Source organism: Oerskovia enterophila (assembly GCF_044748475.1).
GTDB classification, from domain to species: domain Bacteria; phylum Actinomycetota; class Actinomycetes; order Actinomycetales; family Cellulomonadaceae; genus Oerskovia; species Oerskovia enterophila.
In genome coordinates this window covers 1-19,781 of record NZ_JBIVFZ010000002.1, presented here as the reverse complement: position 1 = coordinate 19,781, position 19,781 = coordinate 1, and the positions used below count along the sequence as shown (strand labels likewise).

The window sequence follows — 19,781 nt, the reverse complement described above, 5'->3', positions numbered from 1 at the left end:
TCTCGATCATCAGGAGAAGGAACATGCGACGCTCTCGAGTTCTCATGGCAGGGGCCGCGACCGCGGCACTGCTGTTCACCGCTGCGTGCACCACCGACGCGCCCGCCGACACCCCGGACGCGGGTGCCGCGGCCACCGAGGAGTCCACGGAGGAGTCCAACGAGTCCGGTGCGAACAGCCAGTGGTTCGTGCAGGCCGACTACGAGCGCCAGCTCGCGCAGCGCTCGGCGGTCCCCGAGGGCCCGGCCGACCAGCCGTGGCTGCAGGCGATCGACCCCGAGTTCGTGGACACCGCGCAGTACGCGAAGGAGGGGGGCAAGAAGCTCTGCTTCTCCAACGCCTCGGTCTCCAACCCGTGGCGTGTCACGGGGTTCATCACGATGCAGCAGCAGGTCGAGGTCCTCAAGGCCTCGGGCGAGATCTCGGAGTTCCGCGTCTCGGACGCGGCCGACGACGACAACAAGCAGATCTCCGACATCCAGGCGTTCGTCGAGGCCGGTGACTGCGACGCGATCATCATCTCGCCCTCGACCACCGCGACCCTGACCCCGGCGGTCGAGGCGGCGTGCGAGAGCGGCAAGCCCGTGATCGTGTTCGACCGCGGCGTGAACTCCGACTGCATGGTCACCTACATCCACCCGATCGGTGGCTACGCCTACGGCGCCGACGGCGCCGAGTTCCTCGTCGAGAACCTCGAGCCCGGCTCGAAGGTCCTCGCGCTGCGCATCCTCCCCGGTGTCGACGTGCTCGAGAACCGTTGGGCCGCCGCGGACAAGATCTTCTCCGACAGCGAGATCGAGGTCGTGGGCCAGGAGTTCACCGGTGGTGACGGCGCCAAGATCAAGGACATCGTGACGCAGTACCTGCAGCGCGGTGACGTGGACGGCATCTGGATGGACGCCGGTGACGGCGCCGTCGCGGCGGTCGAGGCGTTCGAGGACGCCGGCAAGCCCTACCCCGTGTTCATGGGCGAGGACGAGCTGAGCTTCATGCGCAAGTGGCAGGAGACGGACATGACCGCCCTGGGTGCGGTGTACTCCAACTTCCAGTGGCGCACCCCGATCCTCGCAGCCCAGAAGATCTGGAACGGCGAGCAGGTCCCGGCCGAGTGGGTCCTGCCGCAGTCGCCCATCACGGGCGAGGACCTGGACGCCTACCTCGAGGCCAACAAGGACATGCCGTCGCTGCACTACGCCAAGTTCGGTGGCGAGGACCTGCCCGGCTACCCCGAGGCCTGGACCGACCGCTGACCCCAGCGACGGCCCGACCGCACCACGGGTAGCCCGCGGCTCGGCCCCTCGACCAGCTCGAGGGGCCGGCACGGCCCACCCGAGCACGACCCGCACGTCCCACCCACGGTGCCCGACGACGCAGCCCGCCCTCCGCGCGAGGGCGAGCTCCGGCGTCGGGCACCCGGGTGACGCACCCACCGACGAAAGAGAGCAACGTGGCTCGCACGCGCCCCCTCGGGGTCAACACCTGGGTGTGGACCTCACCCCTGACCGACGGCTCCCTCCGCGAGATCGCACCGCGCGTCGCCGGGTGGGGATTCGACGTCCTCGAGCTACCCGTCGAGGACGTGACCGACTGGAACCCGCAGCAGGCCGCGCGAGTCCTCGCGGACAACGGCCTCGGGGCGTCGGTGTCCCTCGTCATGGGCCCCGGCCGCGAGCTCGTCGCGGCCGACGCCGGCACGGTCCGCCGGACCCAGGACTACCTGCGCCAGGTGATCGACATGGCGGCCACCGTGGGCTCGGGCGTGATCGGCGGACCCGCGTACGCCTCCGTCGGGCGCACCTGGCGGCTGACCCCCGCCCAGCGCGAGGCGGCCAACGCCGAGCTGGTCGAGCACCTCGCCCCCGTCGTCGACCACGCGATGGCCGCGGGCGTACGGATCGGCCTCGAGCCGCTCAACCGCTACGAGACGAGCCTCGTCAACACGGTCGACCAGGGGCTCGCGGTCGTCGCGCCGCTGCCGTCGGTCGGGATCGGGCTGATGCTCGACATCTACCACATGAACATCGAGGAGACGGACCTGGCGGCCGCAGTGACGCGCGCCGGGGACCGGATCGCGCACGTGCAGGTCTGCGGCAACGACCGCGGGGCCCCCGGCAGCGACCACCTCGACTGGCACGCGTTCCTCGGCGCGCTCGACGCCACGGGCTACGACGGCTCCCTGTGCATCGAGTCGTTCACCGCCGACAACGCGACCATCGCGACGGCCGCCTCGATCTGGCGTCCGCTCGCCCCCACCCAGGACGCCATCGCAGTCGATGGCCTGGACTTCCTGAAAGGACTGATGCGCGGCTGATCGATCGGTAGGAACACCGACGGCGCCGGCACGCCGTGGGACGACGTATCTCTTCACAGCACGTGCGCCCCGTTCACCGACGAACAGGGCACGCAAACCACGTGCCGACTGCCCTGGAGGCAAGACACATGAAGGCTGCGCGACTTCCCCTGCGGGGAAGAGCCGTCGCGGCGCTGACCATCGGAGCACTGGCGTTCACCCTCGCGCCCGTGACCATGGCAGCTGCCCACGACGGACCACACGAACCCGGTGACGACCGCAAGGTCCTCATCTTCACCAAGACGACCCAGTTCCGGCACTCCGAGGCGATCACGCAGGGCACCCCGGTGCTCGAGGCCGCGTTCGCCGACGTCGGCATCGCGTCCGACCACACCGAGGACTCCTCGGTGTTCACCGACGCGGGCCTGGCGGAGTACGACGCGCTGGTGATGTTCCAGACGTCGGGCGACCCGTGGAACGCCGACCAGAAGGCCGCGCTCGAGCGCTACCAGCAGGCCGGCGGCGGCATCGTCGCGATCCACAACGCGACCGACATGCGCGGGAACTACGGCTGGTGGGACGACATGATCGGGGCGCTCATGCCCGGTCACGCGGCCACGGGCAACAGCCCCGGCCTGCCCGGCACGGTCCGCGTCGAGGACCGCGTCCACCCCTCGACCAGCCACCTCGACCAGCGCTGGAACCGCGCGGACGAGTGGTACAACTACTCGGCCAACGTCCGCGGCAGCGCGCACGTGCTCGCCACGATGGACGAGTCGACCTACGACGCCGGCGGCAACAAGATGGGCGCCGACCACCCGATCTCGTGGTGCAAGCCCTACGACGGCGGCCGCGCCTGGATGACCGGCATGGGCCACTTCGGTGCGCACTTCACCGGTGAGCCGGACCTGGTCCAGCACATCGTGGGCGGCGTCCAGTGGGCGTCCGGCCAGGTCGCGGGCGACTGCGGCGGCACCGACTGGGGCCAGTTCGAGAAGGTCGCGCTCGACACGAACACGAGCGCACCGTTCGGCATGGACGTCGCTCCCGACGGCCGCGTGTTCTTCACCGAGCTCGTGCGCGGTCAGATCCGCGTCTACGACCCGCGCACCCAGAACACCTCGACCGCGATCACCATCCCCGTGTACTCCGGTGGTGAGGACGGCCTGCTGGGCATCGCGCTCGACAAGGACTTCGCGACCAACGGGTACCTGTACCAGTACTACTCGCCGGCCAGCGCCAACGACTCCGACCCGGCGAACTTCTTCAACCGGATCTCGCGCTTCACCGTGACCGACGGCGGTCCCGGTGGCACCGTGATCGACCCGGCGTCGGAGAAGGTCCTCATCGAGGTCCCGGCCGGGCGTCTGCCCGACGAGCCGGGCCACACCGGTGGCAGCCTGATCTTCGACGACCGCACCGGTGACCTGTACATCGGCGTGGGCGACGACGTGAACCCGCACTCCGAGCCCTCGGGCGGCTACGCGCCGATCTCCGAGCGCCCGGGGCAGCAGCACGACGCCCGCGCGACGTCGGCCAACACCAACGACCTGCGCGGCAAGGTGCTCCGCATCCACCCCGAGGCCGACGGCACGTACACGATCCCCGAGGGCAACCTGTTCGCCCCGGGCACCGAGAAGACGCTGCCCGAGATCTACGCCATGGGCTTCCGCAACCCGTTCCGGTTCACGATCGACCCCGCCACGGGCAACCTCGGCGTGGCCGACTACTCGCCCGACAACGGTTCCGACAACCTCGCGAACCGCGGCCCTGCGGGCATCGCCGAGTGGAACTACATCCAGGAGCCGGGCTTCTTCGGCTGGCCCCTGTGCATGGGCAAGAACGAGCCCTTCCGCGACGTCGACTACCGCACCAACCCGGTCACGGTCGGCGCCTTCTTCGACTGCGCCAACCCGGTCAACGACTCGATCCTCAACACGGGTCTGACGCAGCTCCCGCCGGCCCAGCCCGCGGACATGTACTACGGCTACCAGCGCACCTCGGCCCCCGGCGTCATCAACGCCGGTGGCGGTCTCGCACCCATGGGTGGTCCGTTCTACAGCTACGACGCCGACCTCGTGTCGGACACCAAGTTCCCGGAGTACTACGACGGCAAGCCCTTCTTCTACGAGTGGGCACGCAACAAGATGTACTCGATCGACCTCAAGGACGCGACGCCGCAGGGCGCAGCGGTCGAGAAGGTCAACCCCTTCCTGTCGAACGAGCAGTTCCTCGCTCCGATCGACTCGACGTTCGGCCCCGAGGGCGCGCTCTACGTGCTCGACTGGGGCGGCGGCTTCGGCCGTGACAACCCGAACTCGGGCCTGCACCGCATCGACTACATCTCCGGTTCGCGCTCCCCGGTGGCCAAGCCGGCCGCCACGCCGGACTCGGGCACGGCCCCGCTGACCGTCACGTTCGACGGCTCGGCGAGCACGGACCCCGAGAACGAGGCGCTCACGTACGCGTGGGACTTCGACGGTGACGGCACGACGGACTCGACCGAGGCCAAGCCGACCCACACCTACACCGAGAACGGCGTGTTCGACGCCCGCCTCACGGTCAAGGACCCCTCGGGCAAGGTCGGTACCGCCACGGCGCCGATCACGGTGGGCAACACGCGCCCCGAGGTCGACTTCAACCTGCCGCCGACCGGGTCGTTCTTCGACTTCGGCGACCGGATCGACTGGGACGTCTCGGTCACCGACGCCGAGGACGCCTCGATCGTCGACGAGAACGTCATCATCCAGCCGGCCCTCGGTCACGACGCGCACGCGCACCCGTCCGAGCCGCTCCACGGCACGACGGGCTCGGTCGAGACCGGCCTCGGCGGCGGGCACGGCGAGGACATGAACGTCTTCTACGTGCTCGACGCCCGCTACACCGACGGTGGCGGCGAGGGCGGCGTGCCCGCGCTGACCGGCTCCGACACGACGCTGGTGTTCGGCAAGAAGCGTGAGGCCGAGTTCCAGACGGCCTCGCAGGGCACGACCCAGCTCCCGAGCCGGGACGTCGAGGGCGGCGGTTCGGTCATCACGGGCAAGGACGGGGCCTGGTCCTCGTACGACCCGTTCAACCTCCACCAGATCAGTGCGCTGTCGCTGCGCGTCTCGGCAGCCCAGGCGGGCACCGTCGAGCTGCGTCGTGACGCTCCCGACGGCGAGCTCCTCGCCACGGCCTCCGTCCCGGAGACCGGGCTGGGGACCTTCACCGACGTGCGCGTCGACGTGGCGGACCCGGGCGAGAGCTTCACCCTGTACGTCGTGTTCCCCGGTGCGGGCGAGCGTCGCCTGAACTTCATCGAGGCGCACGGCAAGGGCATCTCGGCCACGACCCGTCCCGAGGTCGTCGTGACCGCCCCCGAGGCGGGCGTCCAGCTCGAGCAGGGCGAGATCACGGTCTCGGCAGACGCGACGGACGCCGAGAACACGGTCACGCAGGTCGAGTTCTTCGTCAACGGCCAGTCGATCGGCACGGACACGTCCGCGCCGTACACGACGACGTGGAACGTGACGGCGGACAACTACTACAAGCTGACCGCGGTCGCCACGAACGACAAGGGCCTCACCACGAAGTCCCGCATCGTCATGGCGCAGGTCGGTGACCTGTTCGCCGGCATGAAGACCTACACCAACGCGAACGGCACGTTCGAGCAGCTGTCCGAGGGCAAGTACCTCGTGACGTCTGCGGGTGCCAACATGTGGCAGGGCACCGACGAGTACTCGGCCATCTACAAGGAGGCCGGTGCGGACGAGAAGTGGTCCGCGACGGTCAAGGTCAACAGCCAGGGCAACTCCAACGGGTCCGCCAAGGCGGGTCTCATCGTCCGCAACGACGTGACGCAGCCGGGCAAGTCGCCGGGCTACGCGGCCCTGGGCATCCGTCCGAACGGTGGTTTCGAGTGGCTGCGCGGCAACGCCGCGGGGCAGCTCGTGACGTCGTCCGCGGCGAGCTCGACGAGCTACCCCGCGTGGGTGCGGATCGAGCGTGACGGCGACCTGTACACGGCGTCGTGGAGCAAGGACGGCGAGAACTTCACCCAGATCGGCGACCCGGTGTCCCTGCCGGGTGCGGCGTCGGTCCAGGACGTCGGCCTGTTCGTGACGGCGCACAGCTCGAGCACGAGCGCGGTCGAGTTCCAGGACTTCTCGTTCGACGACGACCCGGTCGACCCGACCGAGCCGGGCACGGACACGCCGCCGCAGTGCGCGGCGCAGAAGTCCGACGAGTTCGACGCCCCGTCGATCAACACCGGTCGCTGGACCGTGGTGCGCACCGCACCCGGGAAGCCGATCACGGTCGCGGACGGCAAGGCGGTCCTGCCCGTCGTCCAGGGCGACATCAACGAGGCGGTCCCGGGACCGATCAGCTACCTGGGTCAGCCGGCACCTGCCGGGGCGTGGGAGATCCAGACCAAGGTCGAGGTCCCGCTCGCACGGCACTGGCAGCACGCGGGTCTCCTCGTGCACGTGAACGACAACGAGTACACCAAGTTCGCGTTCACGAAGAACCAGAGCGGGGCTCGTTTCCTCGAGTTCCAGACCGAGACCGGTGGGAGCCGGACCTGGCACGGTCAGACGGACGTCGCGGCGAACTTCCCGTCGTCGGTGTACCTCAAGCTGACCTCGACGGGCACGGCCATCACGGCCGCGTACTCGGCGGACGGTCAGACGTGGACCGCGATCGCGGGCTCTGCCCCGGTCAAGGCGAACGCGACCTTCGGCGTCATCGCCGCGGGCGACACGGGCACGGCCGACTCGGTCGCGCTGTTCGACTGGTTCAAGGTCACGCCGGACTCGACGGACGACGGCACGCGTGAGCCGTCCGACGAGTTCGACGGCACCTCGCTCGACGGCTGCCGCTGGAACAACGTGGTCCGCTACGACGCCTCGAAGGTCGAGGTCGCCGGCGGCGAGCTGCGTATCACCACCCAGCCGGGTGACATCAACAACAACAACCCGGTCAGCCCGCGCAACTTCGTGCTCCAGGCTGCCCCCGAGGGCGACTGGGTCGCGGAGACCCGCTTCAAGGCTCCGCTGCTGCACCGGTGGCAGTACGCGGGTCTGATGGCGTACGGCGACGACGACAACTACGTCAAGCTCGACGTGGTCGCCAAGAACCAGCCGGGCACCCCGCTGAACCTGGGTGCCGAGCTTGCGTCGGAGAAGAACGCGGCCTCGAGCGGCGGCAACCGCCAGCTCGAGATCGCCGACACCACCGAGTCGGGCTACTGGTACCTGCGCATGGAGAAGGTGGGCAACACCTACCAGGGCTGGGTCAGCGACGGCGGCGTGAACTGGACGTCCCTCGGGGCGCCCGTCACGAACGACGCGGCACTCACGTCCTTCGGTCTCGTGGCCATCGGCCCCGAGCAGGAGGTCCCGGTCACGGTGGCGTTCGACTGGTTCCACGTCACCACGGGTGACGAGGACACGCAGGCGCCGGTCGTGACCGTCGCCCAGGACCCGGCGGCCGGCGCGTCCGGCTGGAACACCGGGGCCGTGACGGTCTCCGCGACGGCCACCGACGACGTCTCGCAGACGCCGTCGATCGAGGTCAAGGTCGCCGACGGCGACTGGGCCCCGTACACGGCCGGCGTGGCGCTCACGACGGACGGGGAGCACACGCTCGCCTTCCGGGCGTCCGACGAGGCGGGCAACGTCTCCGAGGAGGTCGCCCACGTGGTCAAGATCGACGCCACGGTGCCGACGGCCACGGCCGAGCTCGGCGAGCGCACGGTGACCCTCGCGGGCGCCGACGCAGGTTCGGGTGTCGAGCGGGTCGAGTACCGTCTCGCCGACACGGCCGAGGGCGAGTGGCTCACGTACGGCGAGCCGGTCGTGGTCGGGGACGGGGCCGTCGAGGTCTCGTACCGCGCGGTCGACGTCGCCGGGAACGTGAGCGAGCCGCTCACCCTCTCGGTGCCCGCGGTCGAGGGCGGGGTCTCGGCCGAGGTCGTGGCCAAGACCCAGTGCACCGCAGGCAAGGTGCTCGTCAACGTGCGGGTCGTCAACACCGACGACGCGCCCGCGACGATCAAGGTGAGCACGCCGTTCGGGACGAAGACCTTCACGGGTGTCGCTCCGGGCAAGTCCGCGTCGCAGACGTTCAGCTCGCGTCTCGGGGCGATCGAGGCGGGTTCCGTCACGGTCACCACGACGATCGGGGACCGGACGTCGACGTACACGGTCGACTACGCGGCTGCTTCCTGCAGCTGATGCACGAACGGCAGGCGTCGCCCCCTCGGGGGCGGCGCCTGCCGCGCACGTCGTCCCGCCCGTGACGGCCCGACGGCGTACGGCTCTGACAGCGCTTCCCTGCCCGGTCTCCCGGCAGGCCTCTTCCGTACACCCGCATCAACCTCCGTCTTCGTGCCGGGCGCCCCCGCCGGCACGAACCTCCCGCCCCCGACAGACAGGAACCGACCCGTGGCGCAGAAGACCGCAGCACGACGCAGCAAGGCGGACCTCGCAGCCCGGTCGGCGACCGCTCGGGGAGCGGGACCCCGGTCCGGGGACGGTGCCGGCCGTCCCCAGCAGCGGCCACCGGAGCGCGCGAGCGCCCGGTGGCCGTGGAACCTCTCGCGCGCTCGTCGCGCGTGGCTCGTGGTCGCCGCGGTCGCGGTGGTCGCCCTGGTCGTCGTGGCGGTCGTCTGGGCCGTGACGCGAGGGCCCGACGACGGAGCGTCCGGCGCGTACGCCGTCGACCCCGCGCGCGTGGCCGAGCTCGAGGCCGCCGAAGTCGCGCGCGACGCCGAGAACCTGGGCGTCGTGACCGACTTCGCGGTCTCCGCCCAGGAGAGGCTCGTGCCGACCATGCACGAGCTGTCCGTGGCACTGCCGCTCGACGGCGCGCCCGGGACCCCGGCGACCCCTGAGCAGCTCGCTGCGTGGCGGGACCAGCTCGCGGCCCTGACGACCGAGGCCGAGGCCCTCCCGACGGGCGCGTCGGGGTACAACGTCACGCGCAACGGGCTGGGCGTCTCGATCGCGCTGCTGGGTGACGCGCTCGACACGCTCGAGCTCGCCGAGGGGTCGGCCGAGCCGGCCCGGGCGCAGCTCCTGGCGCTCGCGGCCGACCTGCGCCTGCGCGCCGCGGACACCTGGAGCATGGCCGCGACCCAGCTCGACGACCTGAGCGTCGCCGCAGACCAGGGGCACGTCCACGTGTTCCTCCCGCTCCACCCGGACGACGCGGGCGACGGCGCCGCGAGCCTGGGGGAGAGCGACCACTAGACCGGTGCCCGCCGGGACCACCTGCGGGTGGGCCGAGTCCCGGCGGGCACCCAGGAGCACCGCGCGCACGAGGAGGTGAGGACGGACGCAGTACCGGTGGACGGCCTGGCCGCCGCCGAGGACGACGATCGACTTTCAAAGGAGAAAGCTGTGACCGTACGACACCGAAGGAGACGGGCAGGGGTGAGCGCGCTCCTGGCGCTGACCCTCGCTGCCCCGACCCTGGCCCTGACGGCGACACCCGCCGCCGCCCACGACGAGTTCTCCGTGCTCGTCTTCTCCAAGACCGCCGGGTTCCGGCACGACGCGATCCCGGCCGGGATCGCGACCATCAAGCAGCTCGGCGTGGACAACCACTTCGCCGTGACCGCGACCGAGGACGCGGGAGCGTTCACGGAGGAGAACCTCGCGGGCTACGACGCCGTCGTCTGGCTCTCGACGACCGGCGACGTGCTCAACGGCGAGCAGCAGGCCGCGTTCGAGGCCTACATCGCGGACGGCGGCGGCTACGCGGGCGTGCACGCCGCGTCCGACACCGAGTACGACTGGCCCTGGTACGGCGAGCTCGTGGGCGCGTACTTCTCGGCCCACCCGCAGAACCAGACCGCGAACGTCGTGGTCGCGGACAAGGACCACCCCTCGACCGCGCACCTGCCGGCGACGTGGGAGCGGTACGACGAGTGGTACAACTTCCGCGAGAACCCCCGCGGTGACGTGCACGTGCTCGCGACCCTCGACGAGGCGACGTACTCACCGGGTGGGGGCGCGATGGGCGCGGACCACCCGACGGCCTGGTGCCAGGACGTGGCCGGCGGCCGCTCCTGGTACACGGGCGGTGGCCACACGCAGGAGTCGTACAGCGACCCGGCGTTCGTCCAGCACCTCCTGGGCGGGATCCAGACCGCCGCGGGCGCGGTCGACGCCGAGTGCGGCGCGACGGTCGAGAGCTCGTACGAGCAGATCACGCTCGCGAAGGGCGCCGAGAAGACCGGCGAGCCGATCGCGCTCGCGGTCCTGCCCGAGGGCGACGTCCTGCACACCTCGCGCGACGGTCGGGTCTGGTACACGACCGCTGACGCGACGACCTCGCTCGCCGGCACCATCCCGGTGTACTCGCACGACGAGGACGGTCTCCAGGGTGTCGCGGTCGACCCGAACTTCGCCGAGAACCGCTGGGTCTACCTCTACTACGCGCCGCGGCTGAGCACGCCCGCGGGCGACGCCCCGGAGAACGGGACCGGCCCCGAGTCGTTCGAGGCCTTCGACGGCTACAACCAGCTCTCGCGCTTCACGCTCACGGACCAGAACACGATCGACCTGGCGAGCGAGAAGAAGATCCTCGAGGTCGAGGCCTCGCGCGGCACGTGCTGCCACGCCGGTGGTGAGATCGACTTCGACGCCGAGGGCAACCTCTACCTGTCGACGGGCGACGACACGAACCCGTTCGCCTCGGACGGCTACACGCCGATCGACGAGCGGGCGACGCGCAACCCGGCCTACGACGCGCAGCGCTCGTCGGGCAACACCAACGACCTGCGGGGCAAGCTCCTGCGCATCACCATGAAGGACGACGGGACGTACACGGTCCCGGAGGGCAACCTCTTCGCTCCCGGGACGGACAAGACCCGCCCCGAGATCTACGCGATGGGCTTCCGCAACCCCTTCCGGTTCTCGGTCGACAAGGCTACGGGCTACGTGCACCTCGGTGACTACGGGCCCGACGCGGGCGCGGCGAACCCGAACCGCGGCCCCGGTGGATCGGTCGAGTTCAACGTCATCACCGAGCCCGGCAACTACGGCTGGCCGTACTGCGTGGGCGACAACGTCCCCTACGTCGACTACGACTTCGCGACGGGCACCTCGGGCGCGGCGTTCGACTGCAGCGCCCCCAAGAACACGAGCCCGAACAACACGGGCCTCGTGGACCTGCCGCCGGCCATCGCCGCCTGGCAGCCCTACGACGGCGGCAACGTCCCGGCCTTCGGCTCGGGCGGTGAGTCGCCCATGGGCGCCGTGGTCTACAACTACGACCCCGAGCTCGTCTCGGAGACCAAGTTCCCGCAGTACTACGACGGCAAGCCCCTGCTGTACGAGTGGGAGCGGCGCTGGATCAAGGAGGCCGTGCTCAACGAGGACGGCAGCCCTGCCGGCTTCGCCCCGGCGCTGACCGGGCTGAACATCCGTCGGCCCATGAACCTCGAGTTCGGCCCGGACGGCTCGCTGTACGTGCTCGACTACGGCAGCGGCTACTTCGGCGGCGCCGCGGACTCCGCGGTCTACCGCATCGACTACGTCAAGGGCTCGCGGTCCCCGGTCGCCGAGATCGAGGCGTCGGTGACCAACGGTGGCGTGCCGCTCGAGGTCGTCCTCGACGGATCGGCCTCCCAGCACCCCGAGAACCTGCCGCTCACGTACGCGTGGGACGTGGACTCGGACGGCACGGTCGACTCGACCGAGGCCGTCGTGACGCACACGTACACCGCCAAGGGCCAGTACACGGCCCGTCTCACGGTCACGGCCCCCGACGGCAAGACGGGCGTCGCGACCACGACGATCACGGTCGGCAACACCGCCCCCGTGGTGACGCTCGAGCTGCCGCAGGACGGCCAGTTCTTCGACTTCGGCGACCAGGTGCCGTTCAAGGTCACGGTCACGGACGCCGAGGACGGGACAGAGGTCGACTGCGACAACGTCGTCGTCGAGTACATCCTCGGCCACGACAACCACGGGCACCCGCTCTCGAGCGCGACCGGTTGCGAGGGCGTCCTCACGACGGTCAAGGACGAGGGCCACGGTCTCGACGCCAACATCTTCGGGGTCGTCAACGCGACGTACACCGACGGCGGAGCCGAGGGCGTGCCCTCGTTGACCGGCGACGACGAGGCCGTCCTGCACACGCGCACCAAGCAGGCCGAGTACTTCACGGCCCAGCAGGGTGTCCAGGTCGTCGACAAGGCTGCGGCCGAGGGCGCCAAGCAGCTCGGCTACATCGCCCCGGGCGACTGGTTCGCGTTCGACCGGATGAACCTCAAGGACATCACGGGCATCTCGGCGCGCTACACGTCGGGCAACGCGGGCGGCCTGATCGACGTCCGCGTCGGAGCGGCGGACGGTCCGCTCCTCGGGACCATCACGATGGGCTCGACGGGCAGCTGGGAGACTCACGCGTCGTCCGACGTCGTGCCGATCACGGACCCGGGCGGCACGAACACGTTGTTCTTCGTCGCGCGCTCGGCGTCGGGGGGCACGGGAGACATGTTCGACGTCGACTCGCTCCACTTCGCGGGCAAGGGGGCCGCGAACAACGTGGCACCGAGGCTCACGGCGGTCACGGGCACGCCCACCACGGGCGACGCCCCGCTCGACGTGACCTTCACGGCCACGGCGACCGACGCGGACGGCGACGACCTCACCTACGCGTGGGACTTCGGCGACGGCGGCACCGGGACCGGTGCCCAGGTCGCGCACACCTACACCACGGGCGGCGCGTTCACGGCCAAGGTGACTGTGACCGACCCGGCCGGCGCCTCGGCGTCGGGCACCGTGAAGGTGACGACGTTCGGCGCGCTCGAGTGCACCGAGCCCGACCCGCAGCGCGGGCCGGAGGACGAGTTCCTCGGCGCGTCGATCGACGCGTGCCGCTGGGACGTCCACAACTACCGCCCGGACCTCGCCGAGGTGCGCGACGGCAAGTGGGTCGTCACCACGACCGACGACGACTTCTACGGCACGGCGAACTCGCCCGTGCCCAACATCGTCACGACCGACCAGCCGGGCGACACCTGGACCGTGGAGACGTCGTTCACGGCGCCGCTCGTCCGGTCGGCCCAGCAGGGTGGCGTCATCGTCTACCTCGACGAGAAGAACTACGTGAAGCTCGACGTGGTCGGCAACGACGACGGCTCGGTGCGCGCAGAGCTGCGCAGCGAGGTCGGGGACGTCACGCAGAACCCGCAGCCGGGGATCGACAACCTGGCCAAGCCGGTCTACGGCGAGTACCAGCTGCGGCTGTCCCGTGCCGGTGACACGTTCACGGGCCAGGTCTCGGTCGACAACGGCCAGACCTGGGAAGCGCTGCCGGGCGGCGTGAAGAACCCGGCGGCCCAGGACGCCGGGGTCGGTGTCTTCGCGCTCGGCAAGCTCGCGGGCGCGGCGCAGATCGACGTCGCGTTCGACTACGTGCGTCTCGTGGACGGCACCACGCCACCCACGTGCGAGGGCACGACGGCGAGCGACACGTTCGAGGGCACCGAGCTCGACGCGTGCCGCTGGTACGTCGTCAACCCCGACGCGTCCAAGCTCGCGGTGAGCGACGGCGCGCTGCGCCTGACCACCACGGACGACGACGTGTTCGGCGCGACCAACTCGACCGTGCCGAACATCCTGCGCAACAAGATCGTCACGGGTGACCGGTGGACGGTCGAGACGACCATCACGTCCGACCTCACGCAGAACTACCACCAGGGCGGCCTCATGGTCTTCAAGGACCAGGCCAACTACGTCAAGGTGGGCGTGATCCACAACGGGGCGGCTGCCGGGACCGTGGGCTTCGAGGCGCGCAGCGAGAAGGGCGACGTGGTCCAGGACCCGCAGCCCGGCGTGTCCGACCTGCCCCGCGAGGCCGACAAGACGTACCACGTGCGCCTGACGCGCGACCAGGACACCTTCACGGGCTCCTGGTCGCTCGACGGCGTCACCTGGACGGACCTCGCACCGGTCACGAACGACACGCTCGCAGGGATCGCGCCGGGGCCGTTCGCGCTCGGCAAGAACCAGACGGCTCCCACGACGGTCGCGTTCAGCGACGTCACGGTCGTCGAGGACGAGCCCGAGGTCTGCGAGCCGGCCACGCCCGCGGAGGGCTACCGCATGCTCTTCGACGGCACGGCCGAGTCGCTCGCCGGCTGGAAGATGGCCGGGCCGGGCGGGTTCGAGCTCCAGGAGGACTGCTCCATGCTGTCCACCGGGGGCATGGGCCTGCTCTGGTACCCCGAGGAGCTCGAGGCCTACAGCCTCATGCTCGACTGGAAGATGGCCGGGGACGACAACTCGGGCGTCTTCGTCGGGTTCCCCGACCCGGGCAACGACCCGTGGGTCGCGGTCAACCAGGGCTACGAGATCCAGATCGACGCGACGGACGCCGACGATCGCACGACCGGTGCGATCTACACGTTCCAGAGCGCCGACCTCGCGGCCCGAGACGCCGTCCTCAAGGCGCCGGGGGAGTGGAACTCGTACGAGATCACGGTCGAGGGGCAGCGGATCCGGGTCTTCCTCAACGGGACCCTGATCAACGACTTCACCTCGACCGCACCGTCGCGCGACCTGTCGTCCGGCTACATCGGGCTGCAGAACCACGGCAACGGTGACGACGTCTCGTTCCGCAACGTCCAGGTCAAGGACCTGACGGCCGAGCCGGAGCCCGAGGTCGAGGTCACCACGACGGTCAGGTCCCAGTGCGTGGGGCGGACCGCCAACGTCTCGGTCCGTGTGGTCAACGACGAGGACGTCCCCGCGGACATCGTCGTCACGACGCCGTTCGGCACCAAGACCTTCCTCGGCGTCGCGCCGGGGAAGTCCGCGCACCAGTCCTTCAGCGCGCGTGCCGGCGCGGTGGAGGCAGGGGTCGCACAGGTCACCGCGACGGCCGGGGGTCGGACGACGACCTTCGACGTCGCCTACGGGGCCGCGAGCTGCGGGTGACCGGGTGACCGGTCGACGGGCCGGTCCGTCGAGAGACTGACGGGCGGCGTCGCCGACCGGTCGACCGCAGCAACGGACGGGGCGGGATCCTTCGGGGTCCCGCCCCGTCCGTCGTCCCGTCGCCCGACGACGTCGCCCACCTCGGTGCGCGACGCGCGCCGCGCGGTGGCTCAGCCGAGCGGGCGGACCATCACGACGTCGTCGTGCGACTCGCCGCCCACGACGTAGGTCCGCGAGCCCGCGACCGCGAAGCCGTGCTTGCGGTAGAAGGCCTGCGCCCGGGCGTTCTCCCCGTTGGTGCCGAGCCACACCGCGCGGTCCGCGACGAGACCCGGTGCCGCGTCGAGCGCGGCCCGCATGAGGTCGCTCGCGACCCGCGTGCCCTGGGAATCGGGGTGCACGTAGATCTTGGAGAGCTCGACCGTGGGCTCGTCGCCGACGACCGCCACGATGTCCTGGTCGTCGGGCACGCCGCGCACGAGCAGGGCGTAGCCGACGAGACGGGAGTCCGAGGCGGTGTCGGCGCGTCCTGCGCTGCTGTCGCCGGTACCGGGGCTGGGGACGCTGACCTCGGCCAGGAGCAGCGCGTGGTCGGCGCTCTTCGCCCAGGCCACGAAGCGTGCCGGGGAGAGCTGGGTCCGGATGTGCTCGGCGACGGCCGCGGGGTCGGAACCGGGCGGGCACGCGAGGGGGAAGGTGATCGCGGCCAGCGCCGCGAGGCGCTCGGCGTCGTCGGGGGTCGCGAGGCGCAGGGAGGTCGTCACCCGCGGCAATCTACCCGGGCGCACCGACGAGCGGGAGGTGCGCTCCGCCGTCGGGCCTGCGTGCTGCGCGTGCCCCACGCCCGCAGCGCTGCCGTCCGTTGACACCTCGCCCCGCACGGAGGACGGTGGAAGCACCGGAGACGTCGCCCGCCCAGCCCACGGACGCCGCCCCGCCCGGAGCCCCGACGACGGGACCCGCGTGAGGGGAGGTGAGAACACATGAGGAAGATGGTCGACTGCCGGACCACGCCCAGCGAGATCAACTGCACGCTGACGATCGCCGGCGAGGAGGAGGAAGTCCTCGACGCCGCGTACGACCACATGATCAGCAAGCACGGACACGAACCCACGCCCCAGCTGCGTGAGGAGATCCGTGCGGACCTGGTCGACGCCGAACCCTCGATGGCCTGAGGACACTTCCCAGCGCAAGGACGAGGGCCACCGGGGCCGGACGAACCCGGGACACAGCCGGTCGTGACCACGAAGGTCACGGCCGACAGCCGTGCTCAGGACCCCCGCAGGGTCGTCCGAGGCCCGCGGTACACCTGTCGAGGACCCTGCTGGGCGTACGCGTTCTCGGCGATGATGGGGACATGGCACACCTCACGGCGCCCGACGCGCGCCGCATCGACCTCAACGCGGACCTGGGCGAGGGGTTCGGGCCGTGGGCGCTCGCGGACGACGACGCCCTGCTCGACCTCGTGACCAGCGCGAACGTCGCGTGCGGGTTCCATGCCGGGGACCCGATGATCATGCGCGCCGTGACGCGCGCCGCCGTCGAGCGGGGCGTGAGCATCGGCGCGCACGTCGCGTACCGCGACCTCGCGGGCTTCGGGCGCCGCTTCCTCGCCGTGGCTCCCGCGGACCTGACGGCCGACGTCGTGTACCAGCTCGGTGCTCTCGACGCGTTCGCGCGCCTGGCGGGGGACCGGGTCCGGTACGTCAAGCCGCACGGCGCGCTCTACAACGCGATCGTCCGGCACGAGGAGCAGGCGCGCGCCGTGGTGGACGCGGTCGCGGGATACGACCCGACGCTCCCGGTCGTCGGGATGTCCGGCTCGGCGGTGCTGCGGCTCGCCCGGGAGGCGGGGCTGCCCGTGGTGCACGAGGTCTTCGCCGATCGTGGCTACGCGCCCGACGGGTCGCTCGTGCCGAGGGGCACCCCGGGTGCGGTCCTGCACGACCCGGTCGAGGTCGCCGAGCGCGCGCTGTGCCTCGTGACCGAGGGCGTGGTGGTGGCGGCCGACGGCAGCGAGATCGCGGTCGAGGCCGACTCGGTGTGCATCCACTCCGACACCCCCGGCGCGGTCGCGCTCCTGACCGAGGTGCGCCGGACGCTCGAGGCGAGCGGCGTCGTCGTGCAGCGGTTCGGCGGATGAGCAGGCCGACCGGTGCCGGTGGGTCGCGGCTCGGTGGCACGCCGGCGGACCGTGCGGGGGAGACCGCGACGAACGGAGCGACCACGAGCGGCACGGCGGACGGGACGAGCCGGTTGCCGGTGCGCCCCTACGGCGACCGGGCGCTCATGGTCGACCTGCCCGGGCTCGACGAGGTCCACGCGCTCGCCGCCGCGCTGCGGGCGCGGCGCGTGCAGGGCGTCGCGGACGTCGTGCCCGCGGCGCGCACGGTCCTCGTGCTGCTCGACGACGTGGCGACCACCGCGGACCTGGGCCGCGTCGAGGGTGAGGTCCGCGCGGCCTGGGCCTCGGTCGCCCGACGCGCGGACGGGGGGACGGGCGTCGCCTCGCACGCCGGCGGACCGGGCGGCGTGACGCCGGGGGAGGACGTGGGCCCGGGAGAGGCCGCGGTCGTCGAGATCCCCGTCGTCTACGACGGGGAGGACCTGCCCGACGTCGCCGCGTGGTCCGGCCTGTCGGTCGCCGAGGTCGTCGCACGCCACACGGGACGCGAGTACGTCGTCGCGTTCGGCGGCTTCATGCCGGGCTTCGGGTACCTGAGCGAGGTGGACCCGGCCATCGCCGCACCCCGCCTCGCGACGCCCAGGACGCGCGTGCCCGCGGGGTCGGTCGCGATCGCGGGGGACCTCACGGCGGTCTACCCGCGTGCGACGCCGGGCGGTTGGCGCCTGCTCGGGCGGACGGACGTCGAGCTCTTCGACGTCGACCGCGACCCGCCGGCACTGCTCACCGCGGGCACGAGGGTGCGGTTCCGTGCGGTCGAGCGGCTGGACGACGACGAGCCGGGCGCTGCGTCCGAGGGGGACGGGATCAGGGTCGGTGGTGACGGCGGTGATGACGGTGACGGGCCGGTGCGGGGCCGTGATCACCTCGGTGTCGGTGTCGGTGTCGATGCCGATCCCGATCCCGATGTCGCCGGGGCCGGCGTCCGTGCCCGGGCCGGTGGCCTGGGGCGATCCCTCCAGGACGCACCCGTGCACGGCAGTGCCGGCGCCGCCGAGCGGACCGCCCCGGTCGGGCACGACGAGCCGCGCGGTGTCGAGGTCCTCGCTCCCGGGCTCCTCACGCTGATCGAGGACGGGGGACGCCCGGGGTGGTCCGCCGCGGGCGTCGGGCGGTCGGGCGCCGCGGACCGGGGCGGTCTCCGCCTGGTGAACCGGCTGCTCGCGAACGACGAGTCGGCGGCCGTGCTCGAGGTGACGCTCGGTGGGCTCGCGGTGCGGTTCCACGAACGGGCGACGTTCGCCCTCGCGGGAGCACCGGCGCCCGCGACGCTCGACGGAACCCCGGTCGGGATGCAGGCGCTGCTCCGCGCGCAGCCCGGATCGGTACTGAGGCTGGGCTTCCCCGTCCGTGGAGCGCGTACGTACGTCGGTGTGCGTGGCGGGTTCGCCGCGTCTGCGGTGCTCGGGTCGCGCTCGTACGACGTCCTTGCCGAGCTCGGCCCGGCCCCGCTGCGCGCGGGTGACCTCGTGGCGATCGGACCGCGGCCCTCCGCCCTGCCGGTCGTCGACCTGGTGCCCGCGGGACTCGTGCCCTCGGCGACGAGCGACGTGGGGGTCGCCCTGGAAGTGCGTGCGGGGCTGCGTTCCGACTGGTTCGGCGGCGACGCCTGGGCCGCGCTGCTGGCGGGCGAGTTCGAGGTCTCGAACGCGAGCAACCGCGTGGGGCTGCGCCTCTCGGGCCGGACGATCCACCGTCGCGGCGGTGAGCTGCCGAGCGAGGGACTCGTGCCCGGCGCGATCCAGGTCCCGCCCGACGGGAACCCGGTGCTGTTCCTGCGGGACCATCCCGTCACGGGCGGCTACCCGGTGATCGCGGTGGTCGCTGCGGACGCTCTCGACACCGCGGCACAGCTCCGACCGGGGGACAACGTCTCGTTCCGCTCCGCGCGATCGGCGCCGTCCGGTCCGTGATGCAGGCGGGCCGGCCGTGAGCCACCCGCGCCGCGGACGCTCGCCCCTGCGTGCCGCCCGCCCGGGGCAGGGGGAGGGGGCGACGGGGTGCCGAGCCGGACGGAGTTGACGGAGCCGAGGCGCACCACGTAATGTTCTCGAAGTCAGCCCGGCAGGGAGGAACAGACACCACTGCGAAGCTCCTCGGAGCCGCCGCGAAGTGGCTGGAACCCCCGGGTGACCACCCTGAAGATCTTGACGAGGCACTCGTGCGTCGCTCGATGATCGCCTGGGAGGTCGGCTCAGGTAGAGCTTCTTCACCGGAAACGGTGGGTTGAGAAGCCGGAAAGAGTCTGGTAGATTAGAGAAGTTGCCCCGAGTGAAGGCCTGGAAACGGGTTGGAGTCGGTGCGTGTCGGTTGCTTGAGAACTCAACAGTGTGCTTGATAGTTAATGCCAATTGTCCTGCATGGGCGC

9 protein-coding genes are annotated in these 19,781 nt (G+C 71.3%); 8 read left to right on the top strand and 1 reads right to left on the bottom strand.

Annotated features, from left to right (window positions below; all coding sequences use genetic code 11):
- Positions 1–23 precede the first annotated feature (23 nt).
- The 5 genes from ACIPWA_RS04865 to ACIPWA_RS04845 all read left to right on the top strand — a co-directional run bounded on the left by ACIPWA_RS04865 (position 24) and on the right by ACIPWA_RS04845 (position 15,228).
- On the top strand, positions 24–1,250 hold the full coding sequence (locus ACIPWA_RS04865) for a substrate-binding domain-containing protein (protein WP_068626321.1): 1,227 nt from the start codon (positions 24–26) through the stop codon (positions 1,248–1,250).
- Between the two features lie 197 nt (positions 1,251–1,447).
- Positions 1,448–2,311 carry a sugar phosphate isomerase/epimerase family protein gene (locus ACIPWA_RS04860; protein WP_400288513.1) on the top strand — a complete coding sequence of 288 codons (864 nt, stop codon included), beginning with the start codon at positions 1,448–1,450 and terminating at the stop codon, positions 2,309–2,311.
- 215 nt (positions 2,312–2,526) lie between these two features.
- Positions 2,527–8,508 (top strand): ThuA domain-containing protein, encoded by a 5,982-nt coding sequence (locus ACIPWA_RS04855; RefSeq protein ID WP_400289637.1) that lies wholly within the window; start codon positions 2,527–2,529, stop codon positions 8,506–8,508.
- 210 nt (positions 8,509–8,718) lie between these two features.
- Entirely contained in the window at positions 8,719–9,525 is an 807-nt protein-coding gene (locus ACIPWA_RS04850; RefSeq protein ID WP_400288510.1) for a hypothetical protein, read from the top strand.
- A gap of 183 nt (positions 9,526–9,708) precedes the next feature.
- Positions 9,709–15,228, top strand: a complete 5,520-nt coding sequence (locus ACIPWA_RS04845) for a ThuA domain-containing protein (RefSeq protein WP_400288507.1) — start codon at positions 9,709–9,711, stop codon at positions 15,226–15,228.
- Between the two features lie 170 nt (positions 15,229–15,398).
- Here the strand turns inward: ACIPWA_RS04845 and ACIPWA_RS04840 are convergent, their stop codons facing one another.
- On the bottom strand, positions 15,399–15,992 hold the full coding sequence (locus ACIPWA_RS04840) for a GNAT family N-acetyltransferase (RefSeq protein WP_056763882.1): 594 nt from the start codon (positions 15,990–15,992) through the stop codon (positions 15,399–15,401).
- Positions 15,993–16,211: 219 nt separating this feature from the next.
- On the opposite strand from ACIPWA_RS04840, the gene ACIPWA_RS04835 reads away from it, so the two are divergent.
- The 3 genes from ACIPWA_RS04835 (at position 16,212) to ACIPWA_RS04825 (ending at position 19,326) form a co-directional block, all read left to right on the top strand.
- Complete coding sequence (locus ACIPWA_RS04835) at positions 16,212–16,403, top strand: DUF1059 domain-containing protein (protein ID WP_056646374.1); 192 nt, start codon at positions 16,212–16,214, stop codon at positions 16,401–16,403.
- Between the two features lie 182 nt (positions 16,404–16,585).
- Entirely contained in the window at positions 16,586–17,371 is a 786-nt protein-coding gene (locus tag ACIPWA_RS04830) for a LamB/YcsF family protein (protein ID WP_400288503.1), read from the top strand.
- Positions 17,368–19,326: a 5-oxoprolinase subunit B/C family protein gene (locus ACIPWA_RS04825; protein WP_400288500.1), complete on the top strand. Its 1,959-nt coding sequence runs from the start codon at positions 17,368–17,370 to the stop codon at positions 19,324–19,326. The genes ACIPWA_RS04830 and ACIPWA_RS04825 overlap by 4 nt, the downstream gene beginning before the upstream one ends.
- The last annotated feature ends 455 nt before the right edge of the window (positions 19,327–19,781 follow it).